The following is a 20,003-nucleotide window of genomic DNA, read 5'->3' on the forward strand; positions in this document are numbered from 1 at the left end:
ATTGTCCTCTTAAGCTTGTGGATCTGGGAACAAAGGTCGGTTCCCTGGGCTAATACGATTAATATGTAAGAACGTCATATGTCTTTCATATTTATCTAAAATGTCATTAATAACCTGTTCCTTACCGTAACCAACGAGGTCGTTATCTTGAGAACCATCATAAAGATAGGTTTCAAGTCGGTAATAGAACTGTTTACCCCGTTTCACACGTTGACTGAAATTCGGCGCGCTATAGCGTACGGGCCAGATCTGGTAAACGAAGTTTTGTTCTTCTTCCAAATGAATTGTGAAGTCGAGATGGTAAAGCGTGTCTTCATCTTCGAGTAGCGTTTGCTGCACATCCACATTCATTCCCTGCTTAATAAGTTCATCAGCAACGGCCTGAACAGCCGGTCGGCAAACTGTATCTAGCATGCGCAGAGTTTCAGTGGTTCCCGGATGATGCATCACTCGAGTTAAACGCTGTTTCCAATTCAAAATATCAACGTTACCCACTACTGGAGCTGCATTCATGCTGCGGCTGGCCTGCCTGTAATCTTCAAGCCTTAAAGACTTATAAAGTCCTGCCATAACAAGGAACATCACAAAACTAAAGGGCAATCCCATAATGATGGTTGCGTTTTGCAAAGCTGTAATCCCGTTGGTCATCAGCATTGCCAGTGTGAGCAAACCAATCGCAATTGCCCAGAACACACTCAACCAACGCGGAGCATCATTATCAATATGCGTTAACTTGGTGGTGAAGTTCCCTAGAACCAGCGCTCCCGAATCGGCAGATGTCACATAGAACAAAAGCCCTGTTACGGTGGCAATTGAAGCAATAAACGTAAAGCCCGGATATTGTGCTAACAAATCATAAAAACCATGAGCCGGATTCGCCAACACAGTAGCAGCTAAGGTTTGGTTCCCTTCAAAAATAACGCTGTGCAACGCACTATTACCAAAAATAGAGAGCCACGTGATCGTAAATAAAAGTGGGATAATTAAAGTACCAGACACGAACTCACGAATGGTACGCCCTCTTGAGATACGCGCCAGAAAAAGTCCTACAAATGGAGACCACGCAATCCACCATGCCCAAAAGAACAAGGTCCAGCTACTCATCCACTCTTTAGGCTGTTCAAATGCAAAACTTTGTAAAGCCAAAGACGGGAAACGACTTAAGTAATCACCAACATTTTGAACAAGGGCATTGAGTAAAAACTCAGTATTTCCCAAGAACAAGATAAACAGTAAAAGGCCAATCGAAACATAAATATTGATTTCAGATAAAATCCGCAGGCCTTTATTAACGCCTGATGTCACCGAAATAATACTGATCCCAACTGCGATGGCAATCAGGGCAAACTGCATCCAGATATTCTCTGGCAGCCCCAATAACACATGTAGTCCATAATTTAGCTGTACCACCCCAATCCCGCAGGTCGTTGCAATACCAAAAATTGTCCCGATAACGGCAGCTGTATCAACACTATGCCCAATTACACCATTAATTCTTTGGCCAAAAATTGGGTAGAGTGCAGAGCGAATGGTAAGCGGCAGATTATAACGATAGCTAAAATATCCCAATGACATGCCAATCAAGGCATACATACACCAACCAGTTAAACCATAGTGGAACAATGTCCAGACCATACTTTGACGTGCTGCTTCATAAGTCTGAGCTGCACCTACTGGCGGTTGCATATAATGAGATAAAGGCTCAGCGACCGAGAAGAACATTAAATCGATACCGATACCAGCCGAAAACAGCATGGCAGACCAACTCAGTAAACTGAACTCAGGTTTTGAATGCTTAGGTCCTAGCTTAATACTGCCATATCTTGAACAGGCAATAAAAATCACAAACGCCATGTAAAGTGTTGCGGCAAGCAAGTAATACCAACCAAAGGTTGAGGTTACCCACTGAAGTACGGTGTTCATGATTCGGTTTGAAAAATCGTTGAACAAAAACGTGACGAGAGAAAAAATTAAAATAAGTACAGCTGAAAAATAAAAAACCACACGGTTGAGCGGGTCTTTTTTAGATTTAGATAATGTTAAATCATCAACTGCTCTTGGATTATCTGTTGCCATACAATCCTCAAGGAATAAAATAAAAACAAAATATTTAATTTCGTCTTTTCACTCTTATTTAAAACAATGAAAAGACGACTTTAAACGCAAAAAAATAATATATAGATGTGATCGGTTGAGGTTATAAAACCTCAGTCACTTTATTCTGGTCACCATTCGATGGGACCGAAATGTCTTTTGAAACAGCTAACTGCTTTTTCACTAATTGAGGGTCAAAATCATCTTGCTTTAACGCTTTGGCCAAACCAAACATATAAAGCAAAATAATGACTGAAAATGGTAAACCACATAACACCACAGCACTTTGCATGGAGTTAAAACTACCGGCTAGTAACAAGCCAATACTTACAATGGTAATTACCACAGACCAAAAGACGCGTAACCAGATCGGTGAATCACTATCATTGGTGCCCCCTTTTGAGGACAAATTAGCGATCATTAGTGTACCAGAGCCAACTGGTGTCAAAAATAAAACGAAACAAATTACAACAACAATGCCAGCAACATAAGGATTAAATGGCAGATATTCGAGTAGCTTAAATAAAGATAATGCAGGATCAGTTAAGACCATATCACCCAAAACTTTCTGTTTTTGATTCAAGATAAAGTAAATTGCCGTATTTCCAAAAACCGAGATCCAAGCCAGCGTAAAGCCTAATGGAATCAGGCATACACCCAGAATAACTTCCCGAATCGTACGTCCTTTTGAAATACGGGCAATAAACATGCCTACAAAAGGTGCCCAAGCAATCCACCATGCCCAATAAAATACTGTCCACGAACCTAACCAGCCACTTGCCTTCTGGTTGTATAAATACATATCAAAGCTTTTACCAATAAAATTGCTTAGATAATCACCCGTATTTTGCACAAGACCATTTAATAAATGATTTGTAGGGCCCGTTAAAAATACGAATAAAAGTAAGGCATACAGCAGACGTAAATTAATACGAGATAACCATGCCAGACCTTTTTCAATACCAACCACTGTCGTAATCGTGGCAACAAACATCATGACCAAAACGGCAGTAATTAAGGTCACAGAGTTATCAGGAATTTGAGGAAGTAAATAGCAAATGCCAGATACGAGTACCAAAGCACCAATTCCTAAATTGGTGACCAAGGAAATAACCGTTGCTAAAATTCCAAAACCATCAACAAAATCTCCCACCAAGCCATGAACACGCTCTCCAAAAATTGGATAAAGCGCTGAACGTAATGCTAAGGGCAGGTCTTGTCTAAAAGCGAAGTAACCTAGAGTGACTCCAAGCAATGCATAGAGTACCCAGCCATGAATACCCCAATGCAAAAAGCTATAGGTCATGGCATTTCGGGCAGCTTGAATGGTTCCGGCCTCACCTTCTGGTGGCCTCAAGAAGTGATCAACAGGTTCGGCAACGCCATAATAAAGTAGCGCAATACCAATACCTGCCGAGAACAACATTGAAGTCCATGCCAAATAAGTAAACTCAGGTTTGTCGTCGTCTTTTCCTAAAGGAATCTGCCCTACTTTTGAAAAAGCGAGCCAAGCCACAAAACCTAGACAGAGCACAATCACCAACATGTAATACCACCCGAAAAAGTGATTTACTTGCTCTTGTATATAGGTCAACCAAAACTGACTTTTTTCTGGAAACAGCACAAAAAGTAGGCCAAAAATGCCAATACTGATGGCCGAACTCCAAAATACAAAACGATTTAACCGAATATGGTCTGAAGAATATTTATCACTTTTCAACACCATCTTATTGCTCCTTGCAATCGGTGTATTTTCTCAAAATAACGTGATAAGTAATGTACTTATGCGCATCATCCTATCCTTAAGAATCTTTGATTTGACCTCTTTATTCCTAGAGGTAATCTTCAAAAATTCATTGATTTTTACATATCATACTTGTTATTGATTGAACGTTCAATCAATAACAAGTATGATAAAAAAAGTGCTATGATGCTCTGCAAGTTAACATGCTGAATTTAAAGCACCACTAAAAGTGCTGATGTGGAAAAACATGACGAAACGCAGAGTAAAACCAGAGCACGTGCGACGTGAAGAAATTATGAATGCCGCACTCGACGTAATTTATGAAGTGGGGTTATCCAATACCACCATTGCACAAATTGCAAAAAAAGCCGAGTTGTCGACCGGCATTGTCAGCCATTATTTTGGCGACAAACAAGGGTTGATCAATACCTGTATGCAAGAAATGCTGAATGTTCTGCGTCATAAAACTGAACAGTACAGAGCAGAAGCAGATTCGCATCCAGAGAGCCAGATTAAGGCGATTATCGACTCTAACTTTGACATTAGTCAGGTAAATGAAAAAGCAATGCGGGTCTGGTTAGACTTTTGGTCAGCGAGTATGCATGTACCAGACTTAAGCCGTTTGCAAAAGATTAATGATCAACGCCTGTACTCTAACTTGAAGTTTTATTTCCTCAAGTTAATGAATGAACAACAGGCCAGTGTTGCCGCTCGCGGTTTGGCAGCATTGATTGATGGATTATGGTTACGAGGCAGTTTAAGCCGTCATAACGAATTTGACAGCAACCTTGCTCGTTCCATTGCTTACGATTATGTACAAACGCAAGTTCAATTTGCGAACAAGCCTTTGCAGGAGAGACAAAATGAGTGATGCACAAGTTCATCAACTGTATATCCATGGACGCTACGTTAACGCAACCAGTGGAAAAACATTTAATAGTATTAACCCTGCCAACGGCGAGACGATCGCAACTCTTCAGCAAGCATCTGAGCAAGATATTGAAGCTGCTGTACAAAGTGCCCAACAAGGACAAAAAATCTGGGCTGCCATGACTGCCATGGAGCGTTCACGTATTTTACGTCGCGCAGTCGACATTTTACGTGACCGTAATGATGAACTTGCCCGTCTTGAAACACTAGACACTGGTAAAGCCTACAGTGAAACATCTACAGTCGACATTGTGACTGGTGCAGATGTACTCGAATACTATGCAGGACTTGCAACTGCCATTCAGGGTGAACAAGTTCCGCTTCGCGAATCAAGTTTCTTTTATACACGCCGTGAACCTTTAGGCGTGGTTGCAGGTATTGGTGCCTGGAATTATCCAATTCAAATCGCTTTATGGAAATCTGCCCCTGCCCTTGCTGCCGGCAATGCCATGATTTTCAAACCTAGTGAAACCACCCCTCTTACTGCATTCAAACTTGCAGAAATCTATACAGAAGCTGGCTTACCAGACGGCGTATTCAACGTAGTTCAAGGGCCAGGCCGTGAAATTGGTCAGTGGTTAACTGAACATCCAGTAATTGAGAAAATCTCATTTACAGGTGGTGTTGAAACTGGCAAAAAAGTCATGGCAAGCGCTGCTGGTTCTACGCTAAAAGAAGTGACGATGGAACTTGGTGGTAAGTCTCCACTGATTATTTGTGAAGATGCCGACCTTAATCGCGCAGCAGATATTGCTGTCATGGCAAACTTCTTTAGTTCAGGCCAAGTTTGTACCAACGGTACGCGTGTATTTGTTCCAAAATCTCTTTTAGCCGATTTTGAAAAAGCCGTTGTAGAACGTGTAAAACGTATTCGCATTGGTGACCCAATGGCTGAAGAAACCAACTTCGGGCCACTCACCAGCTTCCCTCACATGGAAAAAGTTCTGTCTTTCATTGAGTCAGGTAAACAACAAGGCGCTAAAGTCTTAATTGGCGGTGGACGTGCAACAGAAGGTGACCTTGCTAAAGGCGCTTATGTACTACCGACGGTATTTAGCGACTGCAATGACCAGATGGCAATTGTTCAAGAAGAAATTTTTGGACCAGTCATGAGCATCTTAAGCTACGAGACTGAAGAAGAAGTGATTCGTCGTGCTAACGACACTACCTTTGGTTTAGCTGCTGGCGTTGTCACTCAAGATATTAGCCGTGCTCATCGCATTATTCACCAAATTGAAGCTGGTATTTGCTGGATTAACACTTGGGGCGAGTCGTCTGCCGAGATGCCAGTGGGTGGCTACAAACAATCTGGTGTAGGCCGAGAAAATGGCCTAACCACGCTTGGACACTATACCCGTATCAAATCTATTCAAGTTGAACTTGGCGATTATCAAAGCATTTTTTAATGCATCAATTGCCTTAAACACTTCAACCTAAACCACATATGCAGAGCAATCTTTATAGATTGCTCAGGCAAACTGTTAGTAAAAAAGGATAGTTATGAATATTAAAGAATATGATTACATTATCATTGGCGCAGGATCTGCCGGAAATGTACTTGCTGCACGTCTTACTGAAGACAAAGATACCACCGTTTTATTATTAGAAGCTGGTGGCCCAGATTATCGTTTGGATTTTCGTACCCAAATGCCGGCAGCTTTGGCCTACCCTCTTCAAGGTCGTCGCTATAACTGGGCTTATTTAACCGACCCTGAACCGCACATGAACAACCGTCGTATGGAATGCGGTCGTGGTAAAGGTTTAGGTGGCTCATCTTTAATTAATGGTATGTGCTATATCCGCGGTAATGCAATGGATTTAGAACAATGGGCAACCCATAAAGGCCTAGAAAACTGGTCTTATGCCGACTGTTTGCCATACTACAAAAAAGCCGAAACCCGTGACATTGGCGAAAACGACTACCATGGTGGCAATGGCCCTGTGTCAGTTGCTACACCAAAAAATGGCAACAATGTATTGTTCCATGCCATGGTTGAAGCTGGCATACAAGCAGGTTACCCGCGTACCGATGACTTAAATGGTTACCAGCAAGAAGGTTTTGGTCCAATGGACCGCACGGTAACGCCTAAAGGTCGCCGTTCAAGTACCGCACGTGGTTATCTGGATATGGCAAAAGGCCGTCCTAACCTCACTATTTTGACTCATGCAACGACCAATAAAATCTTGTTTAATCAAAAACAAGCCGTGGGTGTTGAGTACATTATCGGGGCTGACCAAAACAACTTACAACGTGCGCTGGTTAAACGCGAAGTCTTACTGTGTGCGGGTGCAATTGCTTCTCCACAAATTTTACAGCGCTCTGGTGTGGGTCAAAGTACCTTCTTAAAATCAATGGACATTGATGTTGTTCATGATTTGCCGGGTGTAGGTGAAAACCTGCAAGACCACTTAGAAATGTACTTACAATATAAATGTAAGCAACCTGTTTCTTTATACCCTGCCTTGAAATGGTATAACCAACCTGCCATTGGTGCCGAGTGGTTATTTAATGGTACAGGTATTGGCGCAAGTAACCAGTTTGAAGCAGGCGGATTTATCCGTAGTTCAGATGAGTTCAAATGGCCAAACATTCAGTACCATTTCTTGCCAGTTGCTATTAACTACAATGGTAGTAATGCAGTGAAAGAGCATGGTTTTCAGGCACACGTTGGTTCAATGCGTTCGCCTTCACGTGGCCGCATTAGACTTAAATCAAAAGATCCGTTTGAGCATCCAAGTATCTTGTTCAACTATATGTCTAGTGAACAAGACTGGCGTGAGTTCCGTGATGCGATTCGTATCACTCGTGAAATCATGCAGCAACCTGCTCTTGATCCATATCGTGGTGAAGAAATTAGTCCGGGCAAACATTTACAGACAGATGCAGAGCTTGACGACTTTGTTCGTAACCATGCAGAAACGGCCTATCATCCGTCTTGTAGCTGTAAGATGGGTGAAGATGAAATGGCTGTCGTGGATGGTCAAGGCCGAGTCCATGGTATGCAAAGCTTACGTGTGGTTGATGCCTCGATCATGCCGCTTATTATTACCGGTAACTTAAATGCAACCACCATTATGATTGCCGAGAAAATTGCAGACCAAATTCGTGGACGTGAAGCATTACCACGTTCAACTGCACCATTCTATGTAGCCTCATAAAATCATAAGGGTATATTTCTTATGCAGAAATATACCCTTAATTTAATATTTATAATCCAATCATTAATAAGAACGATGTATGACAGAAAATAAACTATTCAAAAAAGCTATTTTACATCAATATGGCATGAAACAAAAAATCATCTATCTTTATATACGTATATTCTTCAAATGATTCAACTTTAATCAAATAAAATTTATTAACTATTTTTCAAATAGTTAAATTAAAAAAATAATTGAAAATTATCTTATTAAAGCCTAATTTGATCAAATATAAATCATATTTATGATTTTGATGAACCCCATTTATTATAAAAATTGTCTTGTCAATGCAAAATTAGTCTAAAATATAGAGTGTTTGCGATAATCCCAAGTAATTTTATTTTTTTATAAGTTCTCTGATTTTGAGAATTTACTTCGCATTTATATCCATTTTGTCTGGATACGCTGTCTAGGTTTCCTCACACCTTAAGTGACTCAAATAACTTATTTTAAGGTCCCCCTTACATGAAAAAGTTTTTGAAATACCTTCTGGTATTAATCATTCTTATTTTAATTGCAGGTATTGTTTTCTTGTTTAGACCGACGACGTCAAAACAAGTTCAAACTGCAAAAGATGAGCCAGTTGTTGATGCTGTCCTTGTTGGCGGCGGCATCATGAGTGCCACTCTCGGTACTTATTTCACTGAGCTTGAACCAAACTGGCAAATTCGTATGTATGAACGTCTTGACCAAGTTGCTCAAGAAAGTTCAAACGGCTTTAACAATGCCGGAACAGGCCACTCTGGCTTTATGGAAATGAACTATACCGAAGAGAAAAACGGTAAGATGGAAATTGTCAAAGCTGAAAAAGTTGCTTCTCAATTTGAAGTTGCTAAACAGTTTTGGTCATATCAGGTAAAACAAGGCGTTTTAGCTGAACCTAAATCATTCATTAACCCAGTTCCGCACATTGCTTTCGTTTGGGGCGATAACGTTCAATTCTTAGAAAAACGTTATGCTGCAATGATTCAAAGCCCGTTGTTCAAAGGTATGAAATTTACTGAAGACCCAGCTGTTATTAAACAATGGGCACCTTTAGTAATGAACGATCGTGACCCTAGTCAAAAAGTTGCAGCGACCCGTATGGATGTTGGCTCTGACGTAAACTATGGTTCTATCACTAAACAATTAGTGAATCGTTTAGACCAAAACCCTAATTTCAAATTACAGACTTCAACCGAAGTGACTGGCATCAGCCAAAATGATGACAAAACTTGGACTGTGTCTTTCAAAAATTTGAAAACTGGTAAAGTAGATCACGTTAAAACGCGTTTTGTATTTATTGGTGCAGGTGGTGCAGCAGTTAAATTATTGCAACTTACTGGTTTACCAGAAGCGAAACAATATGCTGGCTTCCCTGTCGGTGGTGAGTTCTTAATTACTGACAACCCAAAAATTACTGCAGAACACACAGCAAAAGTTTATGGCCGTGCTGAATTAGGTGCGCCTCCAATGTCTGTGCCACATATTGATACGCGTTATATCGACGGTAAAAAATATGTATTGTTTGGACCATTTGCTACGTATTCAAACAAGTTCCTGAAAAACGGTTCTCAGCTTGATTTACTTGCATCAACCAACAAAAACAACGTTTTACCAATGACTACTGTTGGTTTAGAAAATCTTGATCTTGTTAAATACTTGGTTAGCCAAGTGATGATGTCAGATGAAGACCGTCTAAATGAACTTCGTAAATACTACCCAGATGCGAAAGCTGAAGACTGGCGTTTAAGCCAAGGTGGTCAACGTGTTCAGATCATCAAAAAAGAACCGGGTAAACCAGCTACACTTCAATTCGGTACAGAAATCTTTGCGTCTAAAGATGGTGCTGTAACTGCATTGTTAGGTGCGTCTCCGGGTGCTTCGACTTCTCCATACATCATGCTTAACTTGCTTGAAAAAGCTTTCCCTGAGCAAACTGAAGGTAAATGGAATCAGAAGCTTCATGAAATTGTTGTTTCTTATAAACAAGACCTAAGCAAAGATCCTGTATTACTCGACAAAGTTCGTCAGTACACAAGTTCTACACTTGGCTTGAACTATACATCTCCGTTTAAAGCTGCAAACGATGAAACTGCTGCTGCTCCTGTTGCAAAAGCAAACTAAGTTTGATGATGTATAAGTAAAATTCCAAAAGGATGAATTTCGATTCGTCCTTTTGTTTTTTAAGACCTCAGTTGAGATATTTAGATTAACTATGACGCCTTTAAACTCACCATCCCGCCTCTTTTCATTTTGTTTTAAGCTCGTGCTTGTTGTACTACTGGCTTATCTATTGGTAAGCGGTTTTTATATGTGGATGATTGGCGGTACAGCGATTTATGTAAGTTCAGCTGTGTTACTCATCATCACTGCTTATGCATTTAAGCTCGGCAAATATCAAAAACTATTTTCAGTTTTAAATCTGCTAATCAGTGCTATCTCAGTCTACTTCAGTACCACTCATTTATTTTTCTCTCCTATTCAATTCTTTATATTTTTACCTGCCCTGTTTTTTTTGTCATTGGCGTTCACTCACTTAAAAAAAATTCGAAGCCTATATAAAGTTTTAATATTAATCAGCTTATTGATTTGGTCTGGCATACATTTCAGTCAACTTGAGCAACTTAAGGCCTATTATAAAACTCAGCACACTGGAGAAAGTTGGCAACAATATGGCGCACTTTAAGCTTGTTTTTTAGTCTATAGCTGTATATAAATAAGTCTTCTTTTTCACATGAAGTTCATCAGTAAAACTGAACATCATATACAGAATTCCTTTTAAGAAAAAATATTCATAACAATCTAATTTATTTAGAAATATATCGAGCATATTAGCGATTGAATACGCCCCCTCTACGCGCTAGATTACTTAAATATTTTTTCTCCCTTTATGTTGTAATTTATGAAAATTTTAGATGGCGGTTTAGGCCGTGAATTGGCCCGTCGTGGCGCTCCATTTCGTCAACCAGAGTGGTCTGCGCTTGCACTCATTGAAGCGCCTGAAACAGTAAAAGAAGTACATCTCGATTTTATTAACGCTGGTTCAGAAGTCATCACCACCAATAACTATGCTGTTGTTCCTTTTCACATTGGGCAAGAACGCTTTGAAACTGACGGCATTCGTTTAATTAAAGTTGCGATCGAACAAGCAAAAAATGCAGTTAAAGAAAGCGGCAAAAATGTCAAAATTGCAGGCTGCTTACCGCCTTTATTTGGTTCTTACCGTGCAGACTTGTTTCAGGCTGAGCAGGCTAAAGACCTTGCTGAACCCATCATTAATACATTGGCACCAGAGGTGGATTTCTGGTTAGCAGAAACTCAATCGTGCTTAAAAGAAGTCGAAACAGTGCATGCCTTATTACCAAAAGATGGTAAGGACTATTGGGTATCGTTTACCCTGCAAGACGAAATTAAACAAGAACAAGCCTTACTCCGCTCAGGCGAAAACATGCAACAAGTGGCTGATTTTATAAAACAGTCAAATGCCAACGCGGTTTTGTTTAACTGCTGCCAGCCTGAAGTAATCTTGCAAGCCATTAATGAAATTAAAGGACTTATTCCAGAGTCTGTACAAATTGGTGCCTATGCCAATGCTTTCCCGCCTCAAGATAGCAGCGCAACTGCCAACGATGGACTTGATGAAGTTCGTAAAGACTTAGATGCTCCTGCTTATCTTGGTTTTGCCAAGCAGTGGCAGCAAGCAGGCGCAAGTTTAGTAGGCGGTTGCTGTGGTATTGGTCCAGAACACATTGCTGAACTCTCTCAATTTTTTAAAGAATAAATACCATGTCTGCTGCCAAAATTGGATTGTTGTCTCTTACAGCGCTGGTCTTTAGTTCTATGGTGGGGTCAGGCGTATTTAGCCTCCCCCAAAATATGGCTCAAGTCGCTAACGGCTCTGCCCTTCTTGTTGCATGGCTCATTACCGGAGTCGGCATTATTTTCTTGGCACTCACGTTATTACATTTAACGCGTCAACGACCCGATCTAGACGGTGGTATTTATAACTATGCACGTGAAGGTTTTGGTGACCTGATTGGGTTTTGCTCCGCTTGGGGCTATTGGTTATGTACCACCATTGGTATTGTCGGTTATGTGGTGATTGCCTTTTCGGGCGTTGGCATGTTTACCGACAGCAAAGACCATATTATTTTTGGTGAGGGTAATACGCTCTATTCACTGATTGGCTCAAGCATTTTTGTATGGCTTGTACACTGGTTGGTGAGTCGAGGCATTAAAGAAGCGGCAATTGTGAATTTACTGGCGACCATTGCCAAAATCATTCCAATGGTGGTTTTCATCTTCTTTACCTTCATTGCCTTTAAGTTTGATTTATTCAAGCTCAACTTAAATGACTTCTCTTTAAAAGTTCCACTTTGGCAGCAAGTGAAAGACCTGATGCTAATTACCCTTTGGGTATTTACCGGTATTGAAGGTGCTGTGGTTTTATCATCGCGTGCAAAAAACCGTTATGACATTGGTAAAGCCACCATTTTGGGTGTGTTACTGGCATTAACTTTTTATGTGATGGTCACAGTTTTGGCTTATGGCGTAGTAAGTCGTGAAGCACTTGCAGGCATGCATAACCCCTCAATGGCAACCATTTTGCAGCAGCTCATCGGTTTGCCGGGCACTATTGTTATTACCATCGGCCTTATTATTTCAGTTTCTTCATCTTATTTAAGCTGGACTTTATTCGCCACTGAAATTCCATATTTGGCTGCAAAAAATGGTGCATTCCCGAAATTATTTTTAAAGAATAATCAGAATAATGTGCCGATTTCATCGCTTTGGCTTACCACTCTGGTCGTGCAAGGCGCATTGATTGCCGTGTATTTTTTCAATAAAAACTACACCCAGCTTTTATTAATTTCATCAGTGATGATTTTGCTGCCTTATTTTCTGGTGTCTGCTTTTTATCTTAAAGAATCAATTCGCCACAAACGTACCCCACATATTGCCATTGCAAGCGTCGCTTCAATCTATGCGCTTTGGTTACTCTATGCAGCAGGATTAGATTTATTGCTCCTGTCTGTGGTCTTGTATTTAGTCGGCTTGGTTATTTTTTCAATCAGCTACTTTGAGCACAAAAAATCGCTCAAACAAAATCAGCTAAATTAATTATTTCAACCACTGCTGACCCATTTCAGCAGTGGTTGTCTAAAAACAAAAATTCTATTTTGAAGGCTGTGACTGCTTAAGATGCAACCGTAAAATACGGCGTAATTCTAAAATCGCTTCTGGGCTGGTTTGAATAGAATGCCCACCTTTAATAATCAGTTCCGACTGTTCACCACCTAAATGTGAACTTTGATACGGCACAATTCCATCGCTGCTTTTTAACTTATCTGCCGTACCATCAATATTGCCCATAATCGAGTGATAGACCACTTGTGGCGATGGCTGAATGGCTTGCGTAAGCTGCATAAAGTTGGAAGAACGACTTAAATTACTCGCTCCATTTTCAATTAAACCTTTTCTGAGCTTTGTATTTTTCTCATCTCTCATTTCGACTGCAATAAAAAAGTCAGCAGGTAAACGAATAACACGGCGGGCAATTTGGGTAAACCATCGGTCAGCGTAGTCTGTACCATGATGCGGTGCAGAAACAAAAACAACCCGCTTAAAATAAGGCAAAGCTTTGAACTGAAAACGCTCTTTAATCACTGGATTTTCTTTTAAACGATTTAACTGCGCTTCATTCATTTTTTGCATGGCTTGCTCTGAAACATCAGCATCGCTTACTAATAAACGGCTAATGACTCCACCCATACTATGCCCGACCAGCACTGCATCGTGTGCAGCATAGCTGTCTTTAGCAATGTTTTGAAAAGCTTGATTTAGCAATGAATAAATCTGAAAACGACTTTCAAAAATCGGCATATTGGTAGAATAAAACACCTGCCAAACTTGATAATTATTCCTTAATTCGGCATCGCCCATAATGTCATTGGTTAGGCTCACCCAAGCCTCTGGGCTACTCGCCAAGCCATGAACAAACACAATGATTTTCTTATTCGGGTTAAAGGGTTCCAGCATATATAAATGCGGCATGATTAAATTGGATTCTTTATTAATCAAAGACCAATAGCCTGCTGCACCTAAATTATATTTCGATAGCCAAAGTCCATAAGGCGCCGAATAGTTTGCAGTGAGCGGATAGTCCACACCTTCAACTTTTACACGGCTTTGTCGATATGGATCGAACATCGCAATTTCTAACTCTGCTCCAGCAATCACCTGATCGGCTGTGGCCTTTTGTTTAGGGTAAGCAATGGCTGTAACGGGAAAGAAGCGTGGTAAATGAATATTAGGATTGGTTTGATGAGCATAAAAAGCATCGGGGTCTAAAATGAAGCCGTGATTTACATCATTTTCTTTACGCCCGACAATAAATTCTGCCCCTAAGCCATCCTTCCGGTTAACGGTATTAAAACCAGAAAAGTTCATGTTATAGCTGGAGCGAAAGGTATCGACCTCAATCTTTTGTACATCTACGGCATGGTCAAAATTGACATGATATTGATGCCCATCTGCTTTCAGCAGAGGTGGAAAACGATGCGTATTTAAATGATTAAAATACGTGGTCATTAACTTCGACAAAGCGACGTTATAAAAAATACGTACCTGATTTTGGCGATGGTCAAATACCCGATCAAACGGAGACTCTTCAGAGTCAAATAAATAAACGTAACTATAGCGCAAGCTTTTATCGAACAAAGCTAACTCTTGCTCAATGCAACTATTACTTTTATTGATGGCATTACACTGGCTGCTACGCCCAACATCTAAAGCTTTTGCTAAATAAATTTCGCTCAGCGCAGCATAACGTTCTTCTCGGCTGCTATTTTCAGACAAGCTCTGAATTTTATTTAAACAATCATCAAAATTTTGCAGACAAGATTTTTCGTCTTTTTTAACCAAATACAGTAAGTTTTGGGTTTGGTGACTTAAAGTGCCGTCGGTCAGAATACTTTCATTCTTACTTTTTAAGGCATTGCTTAAATTGCTTTCTTTTAAATTAATGACCTGACAGCCACTGAGCAAAGCCATTATTGTTATCACTGAATAATGGTAAGACTTTGTCATTCTGCATTCCTTAATCGAATGTATTCCCCATCAGATCATTATGCCTGTAAAGCGATGAACGAACAATTTTAGCTCAGCTTCCGTTTTCCTTTATTGCAAAAAAAAGCCTGAACTCACTGTAATCCAGGCTCAATGGCTATGTATTTCAATCAAGCTTGGTTGAACTTTTGCTGTGAAGCTAAATAAGAAAAATAAAAAATCGGTAAAATAAACGGCGCCACACTCCAGAAGTCAAAATAGACATAAAGTATCGCTCCCAAGAAAGCACCAATCACAAACCCAATCACAATACTGGCACTTTTTAGAAAACTTGCCCGATTGGCTGCATTATTGTTTTTAAGCAAGTTAGCAATATCAATACCAAGCTGCGTGGTGTTACCTGTCATCATGGTGCTTGGGCTAATATTTTTAATGAGGGTTTTGCTTGAAGTATTACGAATAGCTAAAGCAATTAAACCCAGCCCACCTGTCACTGCAACTGTTAATGAATCCGGATTTTTAAATGGCTCAAAGTAAAGTCCTGCAACCATGAAGGCACATAGAAAGATAGCTTCAAATAAGAATAAATAAGACAGCGTTTTGTGCTTCATCTGACTACGGTCAATTAAAAGTTTTGTAATGACCACAGTCAAAATAAATAGCGGAATAGCGGCGAGCTTAATCCATATTCCCGCGCCTCCTTTAACCCATGCCGCCCCTGCCAACACTAAGTTTCCAGTAACATGAGCGGTAAAAAAGCCAAACAACGCAATAAAGCCAATGGTATCAATCGCCCCACCAACCATAGTTAGTAAAACAGGATCTCGACATATTGCCCATGTACTTTCTGTTTCTTTTTTAATTGGGGTGTCTGTCATATAAAATATCCTGTTAAATTAAAGTTTTAAAGCAATTAAGTTGTATCTAAATGATTTAAAAATGAATAATGCTTAAACGTTTATGAAAGCAAAAAAAGATGTAAAAAAATAGGGTGTGTAATGTCGTAACACTGTCTTTAAAATAGCAACAATCAAAATTGTCTATTTTAAGGACAATAAAACAGTGATCATCTTCAAATCAATTTGACCTCTAAAACAGTTCTAACTATGATGAAGCCGCAAGTTGATATCAACTGATTTTGAACCTGAAAAAGTTATGCCAAAATATGGATAATGAAAAAAACAATCACGAGTAGATATATGTCATTTTATAATTATTCATTTTTTCTAGGCGGATTATTATTTGCATCTATTGCCTTTGCAGGTCAGAAAAATAATGCTCAACGTGATTTCTATTTAAAATGTATGGCAGCAGGTCATAGCCGTGCAAGTTGTACATGTATTTATCATCGTTTAGAACGTCAATATTCCCCTAAACTGATGCTTAAACTTGGAAGCTTAAGTTTACAAAGCCCCGAAGTACCACGTGATTTTGTGAAAACAATGAAACGTACTATGCAACAGTGTCAATCTTAAATCTTCAATTTTTTAACCACATCCAAATTAATACCCCAGCCATACATAAAATTGCCGGATAGACAAACCACGGATGTGGAATGGTCCAAATCATAAGCCCCGCAGCCAGACTCATACTAACTGTCGAGATGTATTTTGCCTTTTTAGGAATAAGCCGATGTTCTTGCCACTCGCAAATGAGTGGACCAATATAACGATGATTTCGAAACCATTGATGAAGTTTTTCAGAGCCTCGAGCAGCAAAGAAAACAGCCAAAATTATAAAATCAACGGTGGGTAAACCCGGAATAAAAATACCCAATATGCCAAGCGCAATACACGACCAAGCCAAACCAATAAACACCCAACGCGCCCAAATAGAACGAGCAAGCTTACTGACTGGTTGAGCAGGTGCTAACGACTGCTCATGTTTTACGATTACATTTACTTGATTGAGTTTGTCCATATCGGGTATTCCCTTTATCCACTTTTTATTATTTCAATGTATCGAGCTGATCAAGCGCCTGACCAAAATATCCAAATGCATCTAAAGCACCTTGTACGACACGATCTTGCTGGATGTGATCAAAACCTGTTTCGTCGAGTGCTTGCACAAAACGTTTCCAGACTTTAGCGCGCCCTTCGGGATAAGCAGCCAAATTACGCGCAGCAAACGTTTCAGAAAACCCTAAATGTTTTTGGGCCTCTTTAAATAAAAATGCAGCCCCTAATGTTGAACCTTCAGACACGTAAATCCAGCCTAAAGCTTCGGGTAGCTGTACGTTTTCACTGTGTAATTGCTGTCCGTTAGGTTGAATACCTAAATCATTTAAATCAGCAAGTGCTTGTTTTGAGCGGCCGCGAATATCGAGGTCTGGAATCAGTCCTGCCACCCCCTCTTTTTCAAAAAGATGTTCAATTTCACGCTGAAAATAATATTGAGACAACGTAAATTGCGCATATTTTTCTTTACTTGAAAATACCTTTGCTTGTGACATTAATTGATGCATACGTTCATGTTCAGCAGCGGTTTCTTGTTTCAAACGTAAAGACAAGCTGTTGCTAATGATTTGTTCTGTAGATGTGTTCATCATCTTTCTCCTGCAAAACGGATATAGCTCATCGGTTAACGGCCCCGATTGAGTTTGAGTTGGACTGGAAAATCCACAACAATGGTCACGGCGCGACCATTAATTTTGTGGGGTTTAAATCTGGATTTACGTGTAGCTTGCATGACCCGTTCATCAAGGCTTTGAATGCCCGAACTTTGACGTAATTGAATGTCAATCGGCTGCCCTTTTTCATTAATGCGAATCCGAAGCTCAACCAAACGATTTTGTTGTTTTAACTCGCGATCATCGTAGTCAAGCCCACCAAAACTCAGCACATCCACACTACTCACCTGAACAACGTCATCGTGTTCAACTTGAGTGCTAGGTGCTTTGGAATATTCTTGCTGCGTTGCGGGTGTTTTGACACCGCCACTTTTGGTTTCGCTATTGCTGCTTTGTAGCAAATGCTCAGTTTGCGTTTGTTCAAGAGCGGTTGAACTCAGTTTTTTATCAGTATGGGCCGCTCGCCTTTCTGTAGGCTGCACTGGTTGGAGTGAAGTTGAATTGTTTAAAGTCGTTTTTGGTTGTACTTGCTGTTTATCACTTAAATTATTTTGCACCACCTCTTTAGAAGCAGTTTTTGACGCTAATGTTTGAACATTTTTAGGCGAGTTTTTTGATTCTTCAGGTATAGAGGATACCGAACTATTTAACGTAGATTTCGGCGCTAAACTTTTTTCGATAGGCTTACTTTCAGTCTGGTCAGGTGATGGCTTTTTAGCAGGTGCCAGCGACACAAAACTTACTTTTAAAGCATCTACTTTGGGTGATGTCGCAAAAGTATAGGGTTCAATTAAATGGCTCAGCATCCAGACAACAAACACATGCAAACCAATCACAACAGCTACGGTTAAGCACTTATAAAAGTGCTTCGGCCATTGTGTGAAACGCAATTGGACTATCGAGTCATGTGTAGGGAATAAAGATTTTGATTTCATGGCTTATTCCCTAAAAACGATGCTCAAGCTTGAGGCTAATGTTGTGTTTATCGTAGGAATACAGCCAATCGACATTACTTTTATTATGGTTGTAACGGTAGGTTAAATTAGGCGTCATGCCATAAAACTCAAAGCGCGGCATTTGCACAACAACGGTATAGTTCTGCTCAAAATCATGACGGCGTGCCAAGAAAGTTTCTGCATATTTATCAAACAGACGCCAACGGTAAGAGCTCAATAAAGTGGTGTTAAATCCTGTGCTCCAAGATTTGCTTAAGCCCAACCGCACACCTTGCTGCTGGTATGCAGCCATATATTTTTCTTGGGTCGAATGGTCGACTACATCTAAACCACCAAAAACAGTCCACTGATCTGGAAAAATCTTCCAGAAAGTGGCGAAGGCCGAATTTTCTAGGCCATCTAGAGTTTTATATTCCTGATAATTTAAATCTTTACTTTCAGCTTCAAGCTTGAAGGCTTTATCTGCAGAGATAAAATGCATCCATTCAGCACGTGCACCCCATGCATTGTAAAGGCCATCATTGCCATAACGTTTATGTTCAAAAAGCGGGCTCACCCCAATTTGATTTTTTAAGTCAAAGTAGCTATAGCCCGCATTAATATTAACGGTAGATTCATTAAATGCCGCGTGGTCGTTATAGGACTGTCCAAACGCCAGCGCACGTAAAGCCACGCCATGATGCCCCTTAATCGCATAGCGTTTTATAAGACTGGCTTCGTAATCTAAACCCGTTGCCGACTCAGCTTTAGGCGTTCCACGGGTGACTTGCTCAATTGGGATAATATTACCGTCACTATCTCTGCCATAAAGCGTCCATGTTTTGCTCTGTTCAGAAGAACTATTTAAATTACTGACATAGGTGTAACCCGCTGAAACCGAACCTTGCCAAGAGTCTCGTTTTTTTAGTGCCTGAACAAAGGTATTCACTGTGGTTAAAACCCCTGACGGGATTACAGTGGGATCACTTTGTTTGAGTTTGTCTTGAATGGAAATAAAAAGGCGTGCTGCTTCCTTATTCTTCTGTTGTTCAAACAGCACGCGCGCTAACTCAAGTTCACAAATTAAATTATGAGGTTGTTGTTTTAGGCTGCTTTGAAATTTTTGTTCAGCCAATTTCAGTTGACCCTGAGAACGTGCAACTGCCCCTTCGGCAAAGTCGGTTAAAGCCCGATCGTAGCCAACATATTTCTTATAATGTTCTAAATAAACTGTGGCTTTGAGCCACTGTTTTTGCATGACTGCCAAATATAACGCTTTGGCAAGATCATTCTGGTTTTGCTCAACACTATATTCTTGTCCATTAATTTGAAGTTTTGGTAATTGCTCGGTACTACGAATGGTTCCCTGCTCGTGAAACTGGCGCTGTTCTTGTAAAAGTGTTTGGTCCAAGCTTTGGTTGAGACGAAGCTGTGTGTCTTCGTCGGCATATAAAAATGGACAACTCAACACAGTCAGACA

At 40.2% G+C, this 20,003-nt stretch carries 16 protein-coding genes; 8 read left to right on the forward strand and 8 right to left on the reverse strand.

All coding sequences use genetic code 11. From position 1 onward, the window contains the following. Positions 1-9: 9 nt before the first annotated feature. A complete protein-coding gene (locus tag HL290_RS09815) occupies positions 10-2,076 on the reverse strand; it encodes a choline transporter (protein ID WP_092707651.1) in 2,067 nt (688 codons plus the stop codon). 121 nt (positions 2,077-2,197) lie between these two features. After that, positions 2,198-3,820: a BCCT family transporter gene (locus tag HL290_RS09820; protein WP_198496331.1), complete on the reverse strand. Its 1,623-nt coding sequence runs from the start codon at positions 3,818-3,820 to the stop codon at positions 2,198-2,200. A gap of 265 nt (positions 3,821-4,085) precedes the next feature. On the opposite strand from HL290_RS09820, the gene betI reads away from it, so the two are divergent. The 7 genes from betI (at position 4,086) to HL290_RS09855 (ending at position 13,072) form a co-directional block, all read left to right on the forward strand. Beyond that, the gene (betI, locus tag HL290_RS09825; RefSeq protein ID WP_003653164.1) at positions 4,086-4,709 is read left to right on the forward strand and encodes a transcriptional regulator BetI; all 624 of its coding nucleotides are present in this window, start codon (positions 4,086-4,088) and stop codon (positions 4,707-4,709) included. After that, entirely contained in the window at positions 4,702-6,174 is a 1,473-nt protein-coding gene (gene betB / locus HL290_RS09830; protein WP_198496332.1) for a betaine-aldehyde dehydrogenase, read from the forward strand. The genes betI and betB overlap by 8 nt, the downstream gene beginning before the upstream one ends. Positions 6,175-6,268: 94 nt before the next feature. Further along, the gene (gene betA, locus HL290_RS09835; protein WP_198496333.1) at positions 6,269-7,927 is read left to right on the forward strand and encodes a choline dehydrogenase; all 1,659 of its coding nucleotides are present in this window, start codon (positions 6,269-6,271) and stop codon (positions 7,925-7,927) included. A gap of 507 nt (positions 7,928-8,434) precedes the next feature. After that, complete coding sequence (mqo, locus tag HL290_RS09840; RefSeq protein WP_004641704.1) at positions 8,435-10,075, forward strand: malate dehydrogenase (quinone); 1,641 nt, start codon at positions 8,435-8,437, stop codon at positions 10,073-10,075. Positions 10,076-10,166: 91 nt separating this feature from the next. Further along, the gene (locus HL290_RS09845; protein WP_198496334.1) at positions 10,167-10,637 is read left to right on the forward strand and encodes a hypothetical protein; all 471 of its coding nucleotides are present in this window, start codon (positions 10,167-10,169) and stop codon (positions 10,635-10,637) included. Between the two features lie 216 nt (positions 10,638-10,853). Beyond that, positions 10,854-11,732 carry a homocysteine S-methyltransferase family protein gene (locus HL290_RS09850; protein WP_198078942.1) on the forward strand — a complete coding sequence of 293 codons (879 nt, stop codon included), beginning with the start codon at positions 10,854-10,856 and terminating at the stop codon, positions 11,730-11,732. Positions 11,733-11,737: 5 nt separating this feature from the next. Beyond that, entirely contained in the window at positions 11,738-13,072 is a 1,335-nt protein-coding gene (locus HL290_RS09855; protein ID WP_045434690.1) for a basic amino acid/polyamine antiporter, read from the forward strand. 54 nt (positions 13,073-13,126) lie between these two features. Here the strand turns inward: HL290_RS09855 and HL290_RS09860 are convergent, their stop codons facing one another. After that, positions 13,127-15,040 (reverse strand): esterase/lipase family protein, encoded by a 1,914-nt coding sequence (locus HL290_RS09860; protein ID WP_198496335.1) that lies wholly within the window; start codon positions 15,038-15,040, stop codon positions 13,127-13,129. A 149-nt stretch (positions 15,041-15,189) separates the two neighbouring features. Further along, positions 15,190-15,897 (reverse strand): YoaK family protein, encoded by a 708-nt coding sequence (locus HL290_RS09865; protein ID WP_198496336.1) that lies wholly within the window; start codon positions 15,895-15,897, stop codon positions 15,190-15,192. A gap of 321 nt (positions 15,898-16,218) precedes the next feature. Here HL290_RS09865 and HL290_RS09870 point away from each other — a divergent pair, with 321 nt between their 5' ends. Continuing rightward, complete coding sequence (locus HL290_RS09870) at positions 16,219-16,494, forward strand: hypothetical protein (protein WP_198496337.1); 276 nt, start codon at positions 16,219-16,221, stop codon at positions 16,492-16,494. A gap of 4 nt (positions 16,495-16,498) precedes the next feature. On the opposite strand, the gene HL290_RS09875 is transcribed toward HL290_RS09870, so the two are convergent. Genes HL290_RS09875 through HL290_RS09890 form a run of 4 tightly spaced genes read right to left on the reverse strand, consistent with a single transcriptional unit; the run spans position 16,499 to position 20,000 of the window. Continuing rightward, entirely contained in the window at positions 16,499-16,939 is a 441-nt protein-coding gene (locus HL290_RS09875) for a YbaN family protein (protein ID WP_198496338.1), read from the reverse strand. 28 nt (positions 16,940-16,967) lie between these two features. Beyond that, positions 16,968-17,567 (reverse strand): biliverdin-producing heme oxygenase, encoded by a 600-nt coding sequence (locus HL290_RS09880; protein ID WP_198496339.1) that lies wholly within the window; start codon positions 17,565-17,567, stop codon positions 16,968-16,970. Positions 17,568-17,599: 32 nt separating this feature from the next. Beyond that, positions 17,600-18,523 (reverse strand): energy transducer TonB, encoded by a 924-nt coding sequence (locus tag HL290_RS09885; RefSeq protein ID WP_198496340.1) that lies wholly within the window; start codon positions 18,521-18,523, stop codon positions 17,600-17,602. Positions 18,524-18,533: 10 nt separating this feature from the next. After that, positions 18,534-20,000 (reverse strand): porin family protein, encoded by a 1,467-nt coding sequence (locus HL290_RS09890; RefSeq protein WP_198496415.1) that lies wholly within the window; start codon positions 19,998-20,000, stop codon positions 18,534-18,536. Positions 20,001-20,003 lie beyond the last annotated feature (3 nt).

This window comes from Acinetobacter sp. AC1-2 (assembly GCF_016124155.1).
GTDB lineage: Bacteria > Pseudomonadota > Gammaproteobacteria > Pseudomonadales > Moraxellaceae > Acinetobacter > Acinetobacter calcoaceticus.